This is a genomic window from Porcincola sp. LCP21S3_C12 (genome assembly GCF_052118625.1).
Taxonomy (GTDB): Bacteria; Bacillota; Clostridia; order Lachnospirales; family Lachnospiraceae; genus Porcincola.
The window spans coordinates 34,696-50,366 of sequence record NZ_JBQKGW010000014.1; the positions used below are offsets into that span (position 1 = coordinate 34,696).

At 58.0% G+C, this 15,671-nt stretch carries 11 protein-coding genes; 10 read left to right on the forward strand and 1 reads right to left on the reverse strand.

Translation table 11 applies throughout. From position 1 onward, the window contains the following. Positions 1-30 precede the first annotated feature (30 nt). From uvrB to ACTQ1N_RS08670, 4 genes are all read left to right on the forward strand, one after another. Positions 31-2,013, forward strand: a complete 1,983-nt coding sequence (uvrB, locus tag ACTQ1N_RS08655; RefSeq protein ID WP_321048344.1) for an excinuclease ABC subunit UvrB — start codon at positions 31-33, stop codon at positions 2,011-2,013. A gap of 80 nt (positions 2,014-2,093) precedes the next feature. Then, a complete protein-coding gene (uvrA, locus tag ACTQ1N_RS08660; RefSeq protein ID WP_441956369.1) occupies positions 2,094-5,174 on the forward strand; it encodes an excinuclease ABC subunit UvrA in 3,081 nt (1,026 codons plus the stop codon). Between the two features lie 61 nt (positions 5,175-5,235). Then, positions 5,236-6,216 (forward strand): serine O-acetyltransferase, encoded by a 981-nt coding sequence (locus ACTQ1N_RS08665; protein WP_235906471.1) that lies wholly within the window; start codon positions 5,236-5,238, stop codon positions 6,214-6,216. 48 nt (positions 6,217-6,264) lie between these two features. Further along, entirely contained in the window at positions 6,265-7,386 is a 1,122-nt protein-coding gene (locus ACTQ1N_RS08670; protein ID WP_441956370.1) for a cobalt-precorrin 5A hydrolase, read from the forward strand. Here the strand turns inward: ACTQ1N_RS08670 and ACTQ1N_RS08675 are convergent. Beyond that, positions 7,353-7,862, reverse strand: coding sequence for a tRNA (cytidine(34)-2'-O)-methyltransferase (locus tag ACTQ1N_RS08675; protein WP_441956371.1), 510 nt, complete (start codon positions 7,860-7,862; stop codon positions 7,353-7,355). The genes ACTQ1N_RS08670 and ACTQ1N_RS08675 overlap by 34 nt on opposite strands. Before the next feature lie 330 nt (positions 7,863-8,192). On the opposite strand from ACTQ1N_RS08675, the gene ACTQ1N_RS08680 reads away from it, so the two are divergent. From ACTQ1N_RS08680 to hypD, 6 genes are all read left to right on the forward strand, one after another. After that, entirely contained in the window at positions 8,193-9,017 is an 825-nt protein-coding gene (locus ACTQ1N_RS08680) for a nucleotide-binding protein (protein WP_441956372.1), read from the forward strand. Further along, a complete protein-coding gene (locus ACTQ1N_RS08685; RefSeq protein ID WP_441956373.1) occupies positions 9,014-10,390 on the forward strand; it encodes a nitrogenase component 1 in 1,377 nt (458 codons plus the stop codon). The genes ACTQ1N_RS08680 and ACTQ1N_RS08685 overlap by 4 nt, the downstream gene beginning before the upstream one ends. A 97-nt stretch (positions 10,391-10,487) precedes the next feature. Next, positions 10,488-11,741: a nitrogenase component 1 gene (locus ACTQ1N_RS08690; RefSeq protein ID WP_441956374.1), complete on the forward strand. Its 1,254-nt coding sequence runs from the start codon at positions 10,488-10,490 to the stop codon at positions 11,739-11,741. Positions 11,742-11,884: 143 nt separating this feature from the next. Next, positions 11,885-14,320 (forward strand): carbamoyltransferase HypF, encoded by a 2,436-nt coding sequence (gene hypF / locus ACTQ1N_RS08695; protein ID WP_441956375.1) that lies wholly within the window; start codon positions 11,885-11,887, stop codon positions 14,318-14,320. 58 nt (positions 14,321-14,378) lie between these two features. Continuing rightward, the gene (locus ACTQ1N_RS08700) at positions 14,379-14,585 is read left to right on the forward strand and encodes a HypC/HybG/HupF family hydrogenase formation chaperone (protein ID WP_320808340.1); all 207 of its coding nucleotides are present in this window, start codon (positions 14,379-14,381) and stop codon (positions 14,583-14,585) included. Next, positions 14,545-15,666, forward strand: a complete 1,122-nt coding sequence (gene hypD, locus ACTQ1N_RS08705; RefSeq protein ID WP_320808341.1) for a hydrogenase formation protein HypD — start codon at positions 14,545-14,547, stop codon at positions 15,664-15,666. The genes ACTQ1N_RS08700 and hypD overlap by 41 nt, the downstream gene beginning before the upstream one ends. The last annotated feature ends 5 nt before the right edge of the window (positions 15,667-15,671 follow it).

The following is a 15,671-nucleotide window of genomic DNA, read 5'->3' on the forward strand; positions in this document are numbered from 1 at the left end:
AGAACAGAAACAGGCAGAAGGAGGATGTGCATGGATTTCAGGCTTCACGCACCCTATCAGCCGACCGGCGATCAGCCGGAGGCGATCAGGGAACTGGTGGAAGGCTTTCGGGAAGGCAACCAGATGGAGACCCTGCTCGGCGTGACAGGCTCCGGAAAGACCTACACGATGGCGAATGTCGTCCAGCAGCTCCAGAAGCCGACGCTGGTCATCGCGCACAACAAGACGCTGGCCGCGCAGCTCTACGGCGAGTTCAAGGAGTTCTTTCCGGAGAACGCCGTCGAGTATTTTGTCTCCTACTACGATTACTACCAGCCGGAGGCATATGTGCCGCAGACAGACACGTATATCGAGAAAGACTCGATGATCAACGATGAGATCGACAAGCTGCGCCTGTCGGCAACCGCCTCGCTGACGTCCAGAAACGATGTGATTGTCGTCAGTTCGGTCTCCTGTATCTACGGTCTGGGCAGTCCGATCGACTTCAAGGAGATGGCGCTCTACCTTCGGCCGGGCGAGGAGCGGGACCGGGACGAGGTCATGAAGAAGCTGATCAGTCTTCACTATGACCGCAACGAAATGGATTTCCACCGGTCTACATTTCGCGTGAAGGGGGATACCCTCGACATCTTTCCGGCCGATACGGATGAATATGCGTACCGGGTGGAGTTCTTCGGGGACGAGATCGACCGGATCTGCGAGATCGATCCCCTCACCGGACAGGTTCGGCGGGAACTGAACTTTATCGCTGTCTTTCCGGCATCCCACTACGTGATGCCGCAGGACAAGATTGTGAAAGCGACAGAGAGCATCAAGGCGGAGCTCGAGGAGCGCGTGAAATATTTCAAGTCGGAGGACAAGCTGCTGGAGGCGCAGCGCATCGCCGAGCGGACGAACTATGACATCGAGATGCTTCGGGAGACGGGTTTCTGCACCGGGATCGAGAACTACTCCCGCCATATGGAAGGCCGGGAACCGGGCTCGCCGCCGCAGACGCTGATGGATTATTTCCCGGACGAGTTTCTGATCATCATCGACGAGTCCCACATGACGCTGCCGCAGATCAACGCGATGTACAACGGCGACAGAAGCCGGAAGCAGACGCTGATCGACTATGGATTCCGCCTTCCGAGTGCACTTGACAACCGGCCGCTGAAATTCGAGGAGTTCGAGAACAAGATTGACCAGATCCTGTTCGTGTCCGCAACGCCAGGCCCGTATGAGAAGGGGCACGAGATGCTGCGTGCCGAGCAGATCATCCGGCCGACGGGGCTTCTGGACCCGAAGATCGATGTCCGCCCGGTCAAAGGACAGGTGGATGACCTGATTGCAGAGATCCGGAAGGAGACGAAGAAGGGGAACAAGGTGCTTGTGACGACCCTGACGAAGCGGATGGCTGAGGACCTGACCCAGTATCTCAGGGAGGCGGACATCCGGGTCCGGTACCTGCATTCCGACATCGATACGCTGGAACGCTCGAAGATCATCCGCGACATGCGGCTGGATGTCTTCGATGTGCTGGTCGGCATCAACCTCCTCAGAGAGGGGCTGGATATTCCGGAGATCACGCTGGTTGCGATTCTGGACGCGGACAAGGAGGGCTTTCTCCGCTCGGAGACATCGCTGATCCAGACAATCGGGCGTGCGGCCAGAAATGCGGAAGGCCATGTCGTCATGTACGCGGATACGATGACCGATTCCATGAAGGCGGCCATCGAGGAGACAAACCGCAGGCGAACAGTCCAGCAGCGGTACAATGAGGAACACCATATCACGCCAACGACGATCAAGAAAGCAGTCCGCGATCTGATTGCGGTGTCAAAGGACATTGCAAAGAAGGAGAAGGACTGGGAGAAGGATCCGGAGTCGATGTCAAAGAAAGAGCTTGGCCAGCTGATCGACAGCGTTGAGAAGCAGATGAAGAAGGCTGCCGCTGATCTGAATTTCGAGGCAGCGGCAAAGCTGCGCGACAAGATGATCGAGCTGAAGAAAGAGCTTCAGAAGATGGAGTAAATCGGACAAGCCTGCGGACAGAGCTTCGTGCAAATGGCATAGCTTTGAGTCAGGAATCCGGTCAGTGAAGGAAGAGTTGAATGTGTGCATATGATCCAGCCCCGAAAAGGGACGTCAAAAAATATATCCGCATCCGCGGCGCGTCTGAGAACAATCTCAAGCATGTGGATGTCGACATTCCGAGAAATGAACTGGTGGTTCTGACAGGATTGTCGGGATCAGGAAAGAGCTCCCTGGCCTTTGACACCATCTACGCAGAAGGACAGCGGCGGTATATGGAGTCGCTCTCCAGCTATGCACGCCAGTTCCTCGGCCAGATGGAGAAGCCGAAGGTGGACAGCATCGAGGGCCTCCCACCTGCAATCTCCATCGACCAGAAGTCCACAAACCACAATCCGCGCTCGACAGTCGGGACGGTGACGGAGATTTATGATTATTTTCGTCTGCTCTATGCCCGCTGCGGAACGGTGCACTGCCCCACATGCGGCAGGGAGATCAGAAAGCAGACCGTCGATCAGATGACGGACGCTATCATGAAGCTTCCGGAGAGAAGCCGGATCCAGCTGCTTGCACCGGTCGTGAGAGGCAGGAAGGGGGAGCATACCAAGCTTCTTGAACATGCAAGGCGCTCCGGCTATGTCCGTGTACGGATCGACGGGAACCTGTATGAACTCAGCGAGCAGGTGAAGCTGGACAAGAATGTCAAGCATAATATCGAGATCCTGGTTGACCGGCTGATTGTGAAGCCGGGAATCGAGAAGCGCCTGACAGAATCGCTGGAACAGGTTCTGGCGCTGGCAGACGGACTGGCCTATGTCGAGGTGCAGAGACCGAAGACGGAGAAGGACCTTCATCCGGACGAAATCGGCAGAGTTCAGAATCATGGAATCGGGATGGAGGATACAGCAGCCCATCCGGCATCAGAAGGGGACGTGCAGGCGCCTGTCAGGGCAGGTGCCCGCGCTGCCGGGGATATGTCCGAGGAAGCCCCGGATACGCATAAAGAGACGGAGATGCTCATTTTTTCGGAGAATTTCTCCTGCCCGTATGACGGAACCTCGATTGCAGAGATCGAGCCGAGATCCTTCTCCTTCAACAACCCCTATGGCGCATGCCCGGAGTGCACGGGACTGGGCTACAAGATGGAGTTTGACGAGAATTTGATGATCCCGGACAAGTCGCTGAGCATCGATCAGGGAGCCATTGTGGTGCCCGGATGGCAGTCATCGAAGGCGGAGGGATCCTTTACGCGGGCCCTTCTGGTCGCGCTTGCGGATGCCTATGGATTCAGACTGGATACACCATTCCGGGATTATCCGAAGAAGATCCATGATATCCTGATCTACGGGACAGGCGGGCGTGAGGTCGCCGTCCATTATAAGGGTCAGAGGGGCGAGGGCGTCTACAATGTCGCGTTCGAGGGCCTGATCAGCAATGTGCAGAGACGTTACCGGGAGACGTTCGGGGAAGCCATGAAGGCGGAATACGAGACATTCATGCGTGTGACGCCCTGTCCGGCCTGCCATGGGCAGCGTCTGAAGAAGGAGGCACTTGCCGTCACGATCGGCGGGAAAAACATCTACGAGATGACGAACATGTCCGTGGCGGACCTGCTCGAGTATCTGAGCACGGCTGATCTGGGACTGTCGACGCAGATGATGCAGGTCGGCGACCAGATTCTGAAGGAGATCCGGGCACGCGTCCGGTTTCTGAACGATGTCGGCCTCGATTATCTGTCTCTGGGAAGGGGAACCGCAACCCTTTCCGGCGGAGAAGCACAGCGGATCCGGCTTGCGACGCAGATCGGATCCGGGCTGGTCGGGGTGGCCTACATCCTGGACGAGCCGTCCATCGGCCTGCACCAGCGGGATAATGACAAGCTTCTGAAAACGCTGCTCCGCCTCCGGGATCTGGGCAACTCTGTTCTGGTTGTCGAGCATGACGAGGACACGATGCGCGCGGCAGACTTCATCGTCGATGTCGGACCGGGTGCGGGAGAGCACGGCGGACAGATTGTGGCAACCGGGACAGCGGAGGAGATCATGAAGTGCCCGCAGTCCATCACCGGCAAGTATCTCTCCGGTGAGCTGAGAATCCCGATTCCGAAGACCCGGAGGAAACCGGCCGGCTGGCTGACCGTACGGGGCGCTGAGGAACATAATTTGAAAAACATCGATGTGAAATTCCCGCTCGGGGTCTTCACCTGTGTGACAGGTGTGTCAGGCTCCGGGAAGAGCTCCCTGGTCAATGAGATCCTCTACAAGGATCTGGCGAACCGGCTCAACCGGGCTCGTCACATTCCGGGAAAGCACAGGGGAATCGAGGGCTATGAGGCCCTCGACAAGGTGATCAACATCGATCAGTCGCCGATCGGCAGGACGCCGCGCTCCAACCCGGCAACCTATACCGGTGTGTTCGATCAGATCCGGGATCTGTTCGCGGCGACGCAGGAGGCGAAGGCGAGAGGATACAAGAAGGGCAGATTTTCATTCAACGTCAAGGGCGGACGCTGCGAGGCCTGCGGCGGGGACGGCATCATCAAGATTGAGATGAACTTCCTGCCGGATGTCTATGTACCCTGCGAGGTCTGCCATGGTCAGCGGTACAACCGCGAGACGCTGGAGGTCCACTACAAGGGGAAGAACATCTATGAGGTGCTGAACATGACGGTGGAGGAGGCGCTGAAGTTCTTTGACCATGTGCCGTCCATCCGCAACAAGATTCAGACCCTGTACGATGTCGGGCTGGGATACATCCGGCTGGGGCAGCCGTCGACCGAGCTCTCCGGCGGGGAGGCGCAGCGCATCAAGCTGGCGACCGAGCTGGCGAGAAGGTCCACCGGCAGGACGATCTACATTCTGGATGAGCCCACAACAGGGCTGCACTTTGCGGATGTGAGCAAGCTGGTGGAGATCCTGCAGCGGCTCACGGATGGCGGAAACACAGTCGTTGTCATCGAGCACAATCTGGATGTCATCAAGACGGCAGATTACCTGATCGACATGGGGCCGGAAGGCGGAGACGGCGGCGGAACCGTGATCGCACAGGGGACGCCGGAGGAAGTCGCAAAGGTGAAGCATTCGTACACCGGTTTCTATGTCGCGAAGATGCTCAGACAGGCGAAAGAACCGGCGCCGGAAAAGACACAGGAAAAGGCATGACAGCAGCGGCAGACTGCCGCATCAGTAAAACCGCCGCGGCGGGGCGAGCATGGAGAACGTTATGGAGAATACAGCAAAAGCAGTCGGGCTCTGCATGAAGGATGAGGCTGCGCAGGTTGTGCGGACCATCCTGGATGATTATCAGGGCGGACGTGCCATCGATAAGATCAGCAGCGCACAGGCGCCGAACCGGGATGTGGTCATCCGGATTCTGCATGAGCTCTTTCAGGTCATCTATCCGGGGTACTACAGGGATCCAAACAACAAGGGCCGTGTCTACAACGTGGAGGCGCAGATATCGACTGTTGTCGACGACGTTATCATCAATCTTGAGGAACAGGTTGAGATCGCGCTCCGGTATACCAATGAGTTTACGGGGCGCTCCGGAAAGGAGCTGAGGGCTGAGTCTCAGAAGATTGCCATCGAGTTCGTCCGCCGGATCCCAAAGATCAGGGAATATCTGGACACGGACCTTCAGGCGATTTTGGACGGCGACCCGGCCGCGTATTCCAAGAGCGAGATTATCCTCAGCTACCCGGGCATGTATGCCATCACGGTCTACCGCTGCGCGCATGAACTCTACAAGCTCCACGTTCCGATGATCCCGCGCATTCTCTCCGAGCATGCGCACAGCAAGACAGGCGTGGACATCCATCCCGGCGCGACAATCGGAAAGTATTTCATGATTGACCATGCGACAGGTGTCGTGGTCGGCGAGACAACGATCATCGGAGAGCACGCGAAGATCTATCAGGGCGTGACAATCGGGGCACTTTCAACCAGACTGGGTCAGAAGCTTCAGGGCAGGAAACGCCATCCGACGATCGAGGACAATGTCACAATCTATTCCGGGGCATCCATCCTTGGCGGGGAGACAATTATCGGGCACGATGCGGTCATCGGCGGCAACTGCTTCATCACCGCCTCGGTGCCGCCGTACACCAAGGTGAATGTCAAGAACCAGGAAATGGTGCTCAATCAGGGAAAGGGCGTTCCGGAGAAGGTGGAAGCCGAAGACTCAGGCTGGTTCTACGTCATCTGAACAGCCGGGCGATAAGCCTGACATGACAGGAGGGAGGCGCGTAAGCTCATGAGAATATCCTGCATCTGCTTTACGGAAAAGGGAGCACAAACCGCTCTGATGATTCGTCATGCACTGAATGATGCATCTACAGATATCGATGTGTGGACGGAGAGAAAGTCGAAGACCGCGGACGAGGAGGTTCATGTTGTCAGCAAGAACATCCATGCGTGGATGGCGGATCATTTTCTGACAGACGATGCGATCATCTTTGTCGGGGCTGTCGGGATTGCGGTGAGGCTGATCGCCCCGCAGATTCAGTCGAAGACAACAGACCCGGCGATTGTTGTGGTCGATGAGGGGGGCAGGTGGGCGATCTCCCTGCTGTCCGGACACCTGGGCAGGGCAAATGACCTTGCGCGGCGGACTGCCGCAGGGATCGGGGCGGAGGCGATTGTAACGACCGCAGCCGATTTGCACGCGGCATTCGCGGTGGATGAATTTGCGAGGGAGAACAACTGTGTGATCGGCAGCATGGAGCTGGCCAAGGAGGTCTCCTCCGCGGTGTTGGGCGGACGGCCTGTCGGTTTTTATGCAGATCCGCTCCTTCCGGTTGACGGTACATGCCCGGAGGAACTGACCTGCTATCCGCCGGGGACGGAGCCCTACACAGAGGAAGGGTGTGAGGACAGGCCGGTGCTTGGGATTACGATGTCCCTGAACAGTCAGGTGCCGTATTTTCAGAGCAATCTTTCGCTGGTGCCGAAGGCTGTGGTACTTGGTGTGGACTGCAGAAGAGGTGTGGCTGCGGAGGAGCTGGAGCGGTTTCTGTTCAATTTCCTGGATGTGTCGGGGGTCAGCATTGAAGCCATCTGTAAGGTGGCAAGCGTCGATCTGAAGGCGCAGGGACCAGCCATCCGGTATTTCTGCGAAAAGCAGGCGCTTCCTCTTGAAACCTACACGGCATCCCAGCTGATCCGGGTGCCGGGGAAATTCAGCGCATCGTCATTTGTCGAAAAGACAATCGGCGTGGACAATGTCTGTGAGCGGGCAGCGGTGCTCGGAGCAATGGACAGAGAGCTCCCTGGCAAGCTGATTGTGGAAAAGAAAGCGTACAACGGTATGACGGCGGCTCTGGCACTGGTGCCAAGGCTGTATCACTGGAAATCATCCGTTTTCCAGACCAGGTGATGGAGAGCGCCATGGAGTTCAAGGCCGCTGAAGTGATTCTGCCGCAGCGCTTCATACAGGACGATGGCGGCGGAGTTGCACAGGTTGAGGGAGCGCTCGCCTGCCATCATGGGGATACGGATGCAGTCTTCCTCGTGTGCGGTCAGAATTTCCTCCGGGATGCCGCGGCTTTCCGGCCCGAACATGATAAAATCATCCGGTCCGAAGGAAACATCCGTATAGATCTGGTGGGCCTTCGTGGTTGCCAGCCAGACACGGTGGCCGACGGAAGCGCGGCAGAATGCCGTATAGTCTTCATGGACAGTCGGATGGAGCCGCGGCCAGTAGTCGAGCCCTGCCCGCCGGATATACTTGTCGGTCAGCTGAAAACCGAGTGGTTTGATCAGATGAAGTCCTGCACCGGAAGCGACGCACGTCCTTCCGATATTGCCGGTGTTGTATGGAATTTCGGGTTCATAAAGCACAATGTTCAGCATATCTGATATCCTTCAGAAACTCATTTTTTCCCTCGTTTACGGTCATTCATTTTATCACGAATCGGGAAAGATGGAGAACAGCCGGCCTGTCTCCGTTTCCGGCCGTGTGGAACGCAAAACCTGATATTCGGTTGAAAAAGGACATCAGCTTCGGTAGAATAGGAACATCAGCCGCCGGATGAAGGACCGATTCCGGCAGCCAATCCAGGTGCAGCCATCTTGACGGCTAAGAGTGTGAAACGTGTACAGCAGGCATTCTGAGCAGGAAAGAGTCCGGGACCGAAGGATGAACAGGACTCCTCTGCGCAGGATGCAGAGGAGTCTTTTATTATGATCAAACTGGCAATCTACGGCAAAGGCGGAATCGGAAAGTCGACGGTAACCTCGAATCTTTCTGCGGCCTTCGCCATGCGCGGGAAGAAGGTCATCCAGATCGGCTGTGATCCGAAGGCGGATTCTACAGGAAACCTGCTGGCCGGAAAATCGCTGATGCCGGTGATGAATTATCTCCGCGAGCATGATGAGGATCCGACATCGCTCGAGGAGATCACTGCAAGAGGATTCGGGAACGTTCTGTGCATCGAGACAGGCGGGCCGACGCCGGGGCTCGGGTGCGCAGGCCGGGGAATCATCTCCACATTCAATCTGCTGGATGATCTGAGGCTTCTTGAGAGGGAGAAGCCGGATGTGGTGCTCTTTGATGTCCTCGGGGATGTGGTGTGCGGCGGTTTTGCCGCTCCGATCCGGGAGGGCTATGCCGAGAAGGTTCTGATTGTCACGAGCGGGGAGAAGATGGCGCTGTACGCTGCCGGAAACATCAACAACGCGGTGCTGAATTTTGAGGATCGGGGCTATGCTTCTGTCGAGGGAATCATCCTGAACCGGAGAAATGTCGAGTCGGAGCGCGAGAAGGTGGAGACCTTCGCTCGTGAAAGGGGATTGCGTATTGTGGCGGACATCCCGCGGGACAGGGCGTTCCAGACAGCAGAGGACCAGGGCAGGACGATTGTCGAGCTGGATCCGGATGGCGCAATCGCATTGAAGTTTTTCGATCTGGCAGACCGGCTGCTGGCGGAAGAAGCCGGCGGAATGACGAGCGGGACGGATACACCTCACGGATTTGGAAAACTGGAGGACTGCGGATGCCCGATGTGAGACAGAAGACAGGCGGCTGCAAGACAGAAGACCTGTTTCAGAAAGGTACTGGCGCCGGCTGCGGCGCGGTGCATAAGCCGGGCGGCTGTACGGTTGAGGAGCTCAACAGACTGGGGCCGGAGGGGATACCTGAGGAGTATGTGACATCCTCCCACCTGGTGTACAACTCACCGGCGACGCTGGCCTATAACTCTCCCGGAGCGGAGGGCTTCGGTGTCAAGCGGGCCGGGCTTGCGGTACCGGGCTCGATCATGCTGATTGTATCGCCGGGCTGCTGCGGACGGAACACGGCGGAGATCACAAAAATCAAGGGATATGAGGAACGCTTCTTCTATCTGGAGATCGGTGAGACCGACCTTGTGACCGGGCGCCACCTGAAGGTGATTCCGCAGGCAGTGGCGGAGATTGTAGAAAGCTGCCGTGTTCAGCCTTCTCTGGTGATGATCTGCATCACCTGCGTGGATGCGCTTCTCGGGACCGATATGGAGCGGGTCGCCCGGAAGGCGGAGACCCTGGTTCAGATCCCGGTGCGTCCCTGCTACATGTATGCGCTGACAAGGGAGGGGAGGCGGCCGCCGATGGTGGCGGTCCGTCAGTCGCTCTATTCGCTTCTGCCCAGTCAGAAGCGAATCCGGTCAAGTGTGAATCTGCTCGGCTTTTTTGCCCCTGTCGATCCAGACTGTGAGCTGTTTGGGATGCTTCGGGGGATTGGCGTGAAAACGATCCGGCAGATCTCTACCTGTGAGAACATCGGGGAATTCTACCGGATGGGTGAGGCCAACTTCAATCTGGTGCTGAACCCGGAGGCGCAGGATGCCGCGGATGATCTGAGCAGGAGGCTTGGCATCCCATCGGTTGCCCTGACCCGGTTCTATGGAGCAGACCGTATCGCGCGGCAGTACCGGGCGCTCTCAGCCGCACTTGGGGTAAAATGGAGCTGCGGGGAGGGCCGCCAGGAGGCAGAGGAGGCGCTTGCCAGTCTGAAGAGGCGCTATCCGAAGCTGGTTTTCTCGATCGGGGAAGTTGTGAATGCAAATCCATTTGAACTGGCCCTGGCCCTTTCGGAGACAGGCTTCTGTGTCCGGGAGATTTTCGCCAACCCGGCTCCGGAATATGCCTGGTACATCGGCAGGCTGGCAGAGCGTTCGCCTCAGACGATGGTATATTCCAACATGGAACCGACCATGATCTACTACGACATCGCGGAGGGCGGAGAGCTGCCCTATGCCGTGGCGGTCGGAAAGGATGCGGGGTACTACCACCCGGATGCAGCATTTGTTCCCTGGAATACAGATGAGCAGCCCTTCGGGTACGCAGGCCTCCGCAGGCTTGCCGAGGCGATCCTCTCGTCCTGCGAGGAACGATATGGCTGAGGCGCAGACACCAGGCTGAAGGCGGCTTACGCAGCGGCCAGCCGGTGCAGTGGGAAAATGACTTTACAAAGCACAGTGAAGAAGGGAGGACAAGTACATGAGGGGACTGCGGAAAGTCCTGACGCCCTTTGCACCCGACCAGTCAGGGGCGGAGTCTGTCCTCTATGAGCTTGGCGGGATCATTGTCATCCTGGATGCCGGCGGCTGTGCCGGGAATATCTGCGGGTTCGACGAACCCAGGTGGTCCAGCAGAAAATCAGCGGTCTTCTCAGCAGGGCTGAGGGATATGGACGCCGTGATGGGACGGGACAGGCTTCTTGTGAAGAAGATCTGCCGGTGTGCAGAGAAGATCGACGCCCGTTTTATCGCGGTGATCGGCACGCCGGTTCCGGCTGTGATCGGAACAGATCTGAGCGCGGTCAAGCGAATGATCGAGGCACAGATCAGCCTGCCGGTCCTTACGATGGCAACGGATGGCATGCATCTGTACGACCGGGGCGTGCAGCTGGCGTACATGGCCCTTCTCAGAGAGCTGGACCGCCGGGGGATGCTTGAAGAACCAGGAAACTCGGACCAGAAACCTGACAGGGCGGCGGGACATGCGAACCAGAATCCGGACGGGGCAGCGAGAGACATGGAGCGGCAGCCTGACGGGGCGGCGGGACGCATGGAGTCGGCGGCGTTCCCGGATGGAAGAAGAACCAGGCGGGCAGGTGTCTTTGGCGTCACACCGCTTGATCTGCCGGATGGACAATGCGCGGAGCTGATCCGGCTGGCGCTTCAGGCAGAGGGCTATGACGAGGTGATTTTGTATGGAGACGGCGTGGCTCTGGAGGATTACAGGCGGGCCGGGGAAAATGACGTCAACATCGCCGCCTCACCGGACGGTTTGGAAGCCGTTCATTTTCTGAATCAGCGGTTTGGGACGCCGGTTGAGGTGCGTTTTCCGGGTGCGGTGCGCATGCTGGAAAGAGCAGAGCGTGAAAGGTCAGACCGTGAAAAAGCAGACTATAACAGACCAGACTGTGAAAGGCCAGAGAGACAAGGAAAGTCCTGCACGCTGATTGTCCAGAGCCAGATTCTGGGATGCTCCATCCGTGAGGCACTCATAAAGCAGGAGCCTGGACAGAGAATTGTGGTGGCAAGCTGGTTTGAAATGGACCAGGGGCTGATGCAGCCGGGGGATGTCCGCCTGCGGGAGGAAGATGACTTCACGCACCTGGTTCAGATGCTTAAGCCAGACAGGATGATCGCAGACCGTGTGATGGAGAGACTGATCCCGGCGTTTGAAGGGACATTTGTTCATCTGCCGCAGTTTGCCGTCTCCGGAAAGAGCGAGGCAGCCGTCTGAAGTTGATCCGCCGGCGCCGTCAGCCCGACCGCAGGGGGCGGACAAGAGGCCGGTGGCCGGGCTGAAACAGGCAGGGCTGAACAAAACAAACAGAGGCGAGAGAACCAAACTGCAGCAGGAAGGCTGGATGGACAGGCACAGGGATGGAGAAGACCGAGAGAAGACAGATCAGAGTATACGGAATCGTTCAGGGGGTTGGGTTTCGGCCTGCCGTTGACCGCCATGCTCATGCGCTTGGAATCCGGGGGACGGTGGCCAACCGGGGAAGCTTTGTGGAAATCAACGCGGAGGGTGTGCCCTCTGTTCTCGATGAATTTGAGAAGCGTGTGAAAGAACAGCCGCCGGAGCGGGCGGTCATCCTGAAAATGGATGTGAAGCTGCTGGAACAAAGCCCTGCCGCCGGATTCGGGGACATAGCGGGACAGAGCCAGGGGTCGGATGGCTTCCGGATCGTCGAGAGTGAGAAAACCTCTGGGGAGATTTTCATATCGCCGGACATTGCCATCTGTGATACCTGCAAGGCGGAACTCTTTGACAAAAACAGCAGGCGGTATCTTCACCCTTTCATCAACTGTACATGCTGCGGGCCGCGTTTCTCGCTTCTGGAGGTGCTTCCCTATGACCGGGAACGCACATCGATGAAAAAGTTTCCGATGTGCCCGCAGTGCCGCCGGGAATACTTTGACCCAAAGTCACGTTTCTATGATGCACAGCCGGTCTGCTGCAACGACTGTGGACCGCAGGTGTATCTGATCGAGCGAGCAGGAGAGACTGACAGGAGGATTTCTGTCCGAGGCGCCGCGGCCATCAGCCGGGCACGGCAGATTCTGGTGCAGGGCGGAATCATTGCTGTGAAGGGAATTGGCGGCTTTCATCTCGCATGCAATGCAGCAGACGAGGATGCGGTGACGCGCCTCAGAAGGCTGAAGAGACGGCCGATGAAACCGTTTGCCGTCATGGCGAGAGATGAGGCGGTTTGCAGGCGGGAGTGTGAAGTTTCCCCTGAGCAGCACCAGATTCTGACAGGTCATCAGAAACCGATCCTTCTACTTCCAAAGAAGGCAGGAGGCCGGATCTGCAGCGCTGTGGCACCGGACATCCCGACCATCGGCATGATGCTTCCGTATGCGCCGATTCAGCTTCTGCTTTTCACCTATGAGGACGCCTGGCAGGAACGAATGCCGGATGTGCTCGTCATGACGAGCGGCAATGCATCCGGCGCGCCGATTGCCTCAAACGATGCGGAGGCACTGGATGAGATCGCAGGCTTCTGCGACGCCATTCTGTCCAACAACCGGGACATCCGGATCCGGACGGACGATTCGGTCATGGATTTTTACGACCATGCGCCGTATATGATTCGCCGTTCAAGAGGATACGCGCCGCTCCCATTTCTGGTGAGCCGGCCGTATCAGGGACAGGTGCTCGGGATTGGCGGAGAGCTGAAGAACACGTTCTGTCTTGGAAAGGATCAGATTTTCTACCCGTCTGCCTATGTCGGAGATCTGGCGGACCTGCGGACGGTGAAGGCGCTTGAGGACGCGGTCAAAAAGACAGAGACGCTTCTGGAAATGAAGCCGCAGGTCATCGCGGCGGATCTTCACCCGAAGTATAACTCGACCCTGGTGGCGGAGAAGCTGGCGGAGGAGCGCGGGATTCCGCTTCTGCGCGTGCAGCATCACTATGCACATGTGCTCTCCTGCATGGCCGAAAATGACTATCTGGAGCCTGTCATCGGTGTTTCATTTGACGGAACCGGATTCGGGACGGATGGTACCATCTGGGGCGGCGAGTTCCTGCTGTCGGATATCGGACACTTTGAGCGGGGCGGTCACATCGCGCCGTTCTGGCAGATCGGCGGCGACACGGCGGCAAGGGAAGGCTGGCGGATTGCGGTATCCATGCTGCAACAGATCTTCGGCGCCGGGGCAGATGACCTCATCCGCCGCCTCGGGCTGTGTGACGAAATGGCAGCAGGCGCCTTGAAGGTACTCTTTACCCGGAAAATCAACGCGGTACAGTCTACCAGTGCGGGCAGGCTGTTTGATGCCGTCAGCGCAATCCTGGGAATCCGGCGGGCATCCACATATGAGGGGGAGGCAGCCACGGCGCTGATGTACAGCGCCATGCGGGGGAGAGCGCATGCAGCCGGCAGCCTGGCTTCTCTACCGGGGCTCTGCAGGGACAGAGACAGTCTGGCGCATAGCCGGCAGGCAGTAGAAGCGGGTGGACAGCCGCAGCCGGATGTCCTGCCGACTGATTCACTCGTGCGGGCGCTTGTCCTGGCAAAGCTGGACGGAGCCGGAAGCGAAGAACTGGCATATGAATTCCACAGGGGGCTGGCACAGATGATTGTGCGGGAAACAGTTTCGCTCAGCGAAAGAACGGGCGTGAAGACGGCGGCTCTGACAGGGGGCGTTTTCCAGAACCGGCTCCTTCTGGAGCTTGTGGAGAAAGGGCTTCAGGCAGAAAAGATTCAGGTGCTGCGCCACCATCTGGTTCCCCCGAATGACGGCGGCATCGCGCTGGGACAGGCACTCTATGCGATGGCGGCGCTGGGACAGGAAAACGGCGTGTAGCCGCCTGCTTAGCAGCGATCATAACATAGCTGGAGACAACAGGAAGGAAGAGAAAGAGATGTGTGTAGGGTTATCGGCAAAGGTTGTCAGTGTGAAGGATGATGTGGCGATTGTGGATGCCAGTGGTGCCAGACGAAAAGTCTCAGCGGCATTGCTTTCGGATCTGGAACCGGGCGACTTTGTGATGGTGCATGCGGGGACGGCGATCGCGAAGATTACGGACGATGACGAGGAAGAATCGGGGGCACTGCTCGACTTACTGTGAGCGTACCACGTCGTATGACAGGGAGGAAGCTGTGAACCAGACGATTGAGCGGGCAAAGGAAATTCTGACACGGTACGACGGGCCGCACTGCCGGATCATGGAGGTCTGCGGAACCCATACCCATGAGATTTTCCGGCAGGGAATCCGCCGGATTCTGCCCGAACAGATTGAATTGATATCCGGACCGGGATGCCCTGTCTGTGTGACACCAGTAGGCTTCATCGATGAAGCCATCTGGCTGGCGCTTGAGAAGGGTGTGACGGTCTGTACATTTGGCGACCTCGTCCGGGTGCCGGGTACAGAAGCTTCGCTTCAAACCGCGAGGGGGAAAGGCGCAGCCGTCAAGGTGGTCTACACACCACTCGATGCAGAGCGGTACGCTGCAGAGCACCCTGATAAGCAGGTTGTGTTTCTGTCGGTTGGTTTTGAGACGACAACGCCGTCTGCCTGTCTGGCGGTCCGGAAGGCACAGCAGGACGGGATCCGGAATTTTTCACTTCTGACGGCCAATAAGACAATGCCCGGTGCCTATGAGGCGATGAAGGACTCCACCGATCTGTTTCTGTATCCGGGACATGTCCATGCCATTACCGGAACCGGAATCTGTGAAAAGCTGGCAGAGGAAGGCGTGAGCGGCGTCTGTGCCGGGTTCACGGCGAGCGAACTGCTGGCCGCGCTGGCGGTGGCGGTTACCCGTTATCAGGAAGGAAAACCGTTCTTTGTGAACTGCTATCCGAGGGTCGTCCGGCCGGAGGGAAGTCCGAAGGCACAGTCGCTTGTGGCGGCGATGATGGAGCCGTGCGATGAGGAATGGCGGGGAATCGGCGTCATTCCAGGCTCCGGCATGAGACTGAAGGAGTCCTGTCAGATGTATGACGCAAGAGTCAGGTTCCGGGTTCCGGAGATGGCAGGCCGTGCGAACCCGGCCTGCCGGTGCGGGCAGGTGCTGAAGGGTGAACTTCTTCCGCCCCAGTGCAAGGTGTTCGGGAAAGCCTGCACACCGGAGCACCCGGTCGGCGCCTGCATGGTATCGTCGGAAGGCGCCTGCTCCGCCTGGTATCTGTATGGGCAGAATCTGTGAAAAAC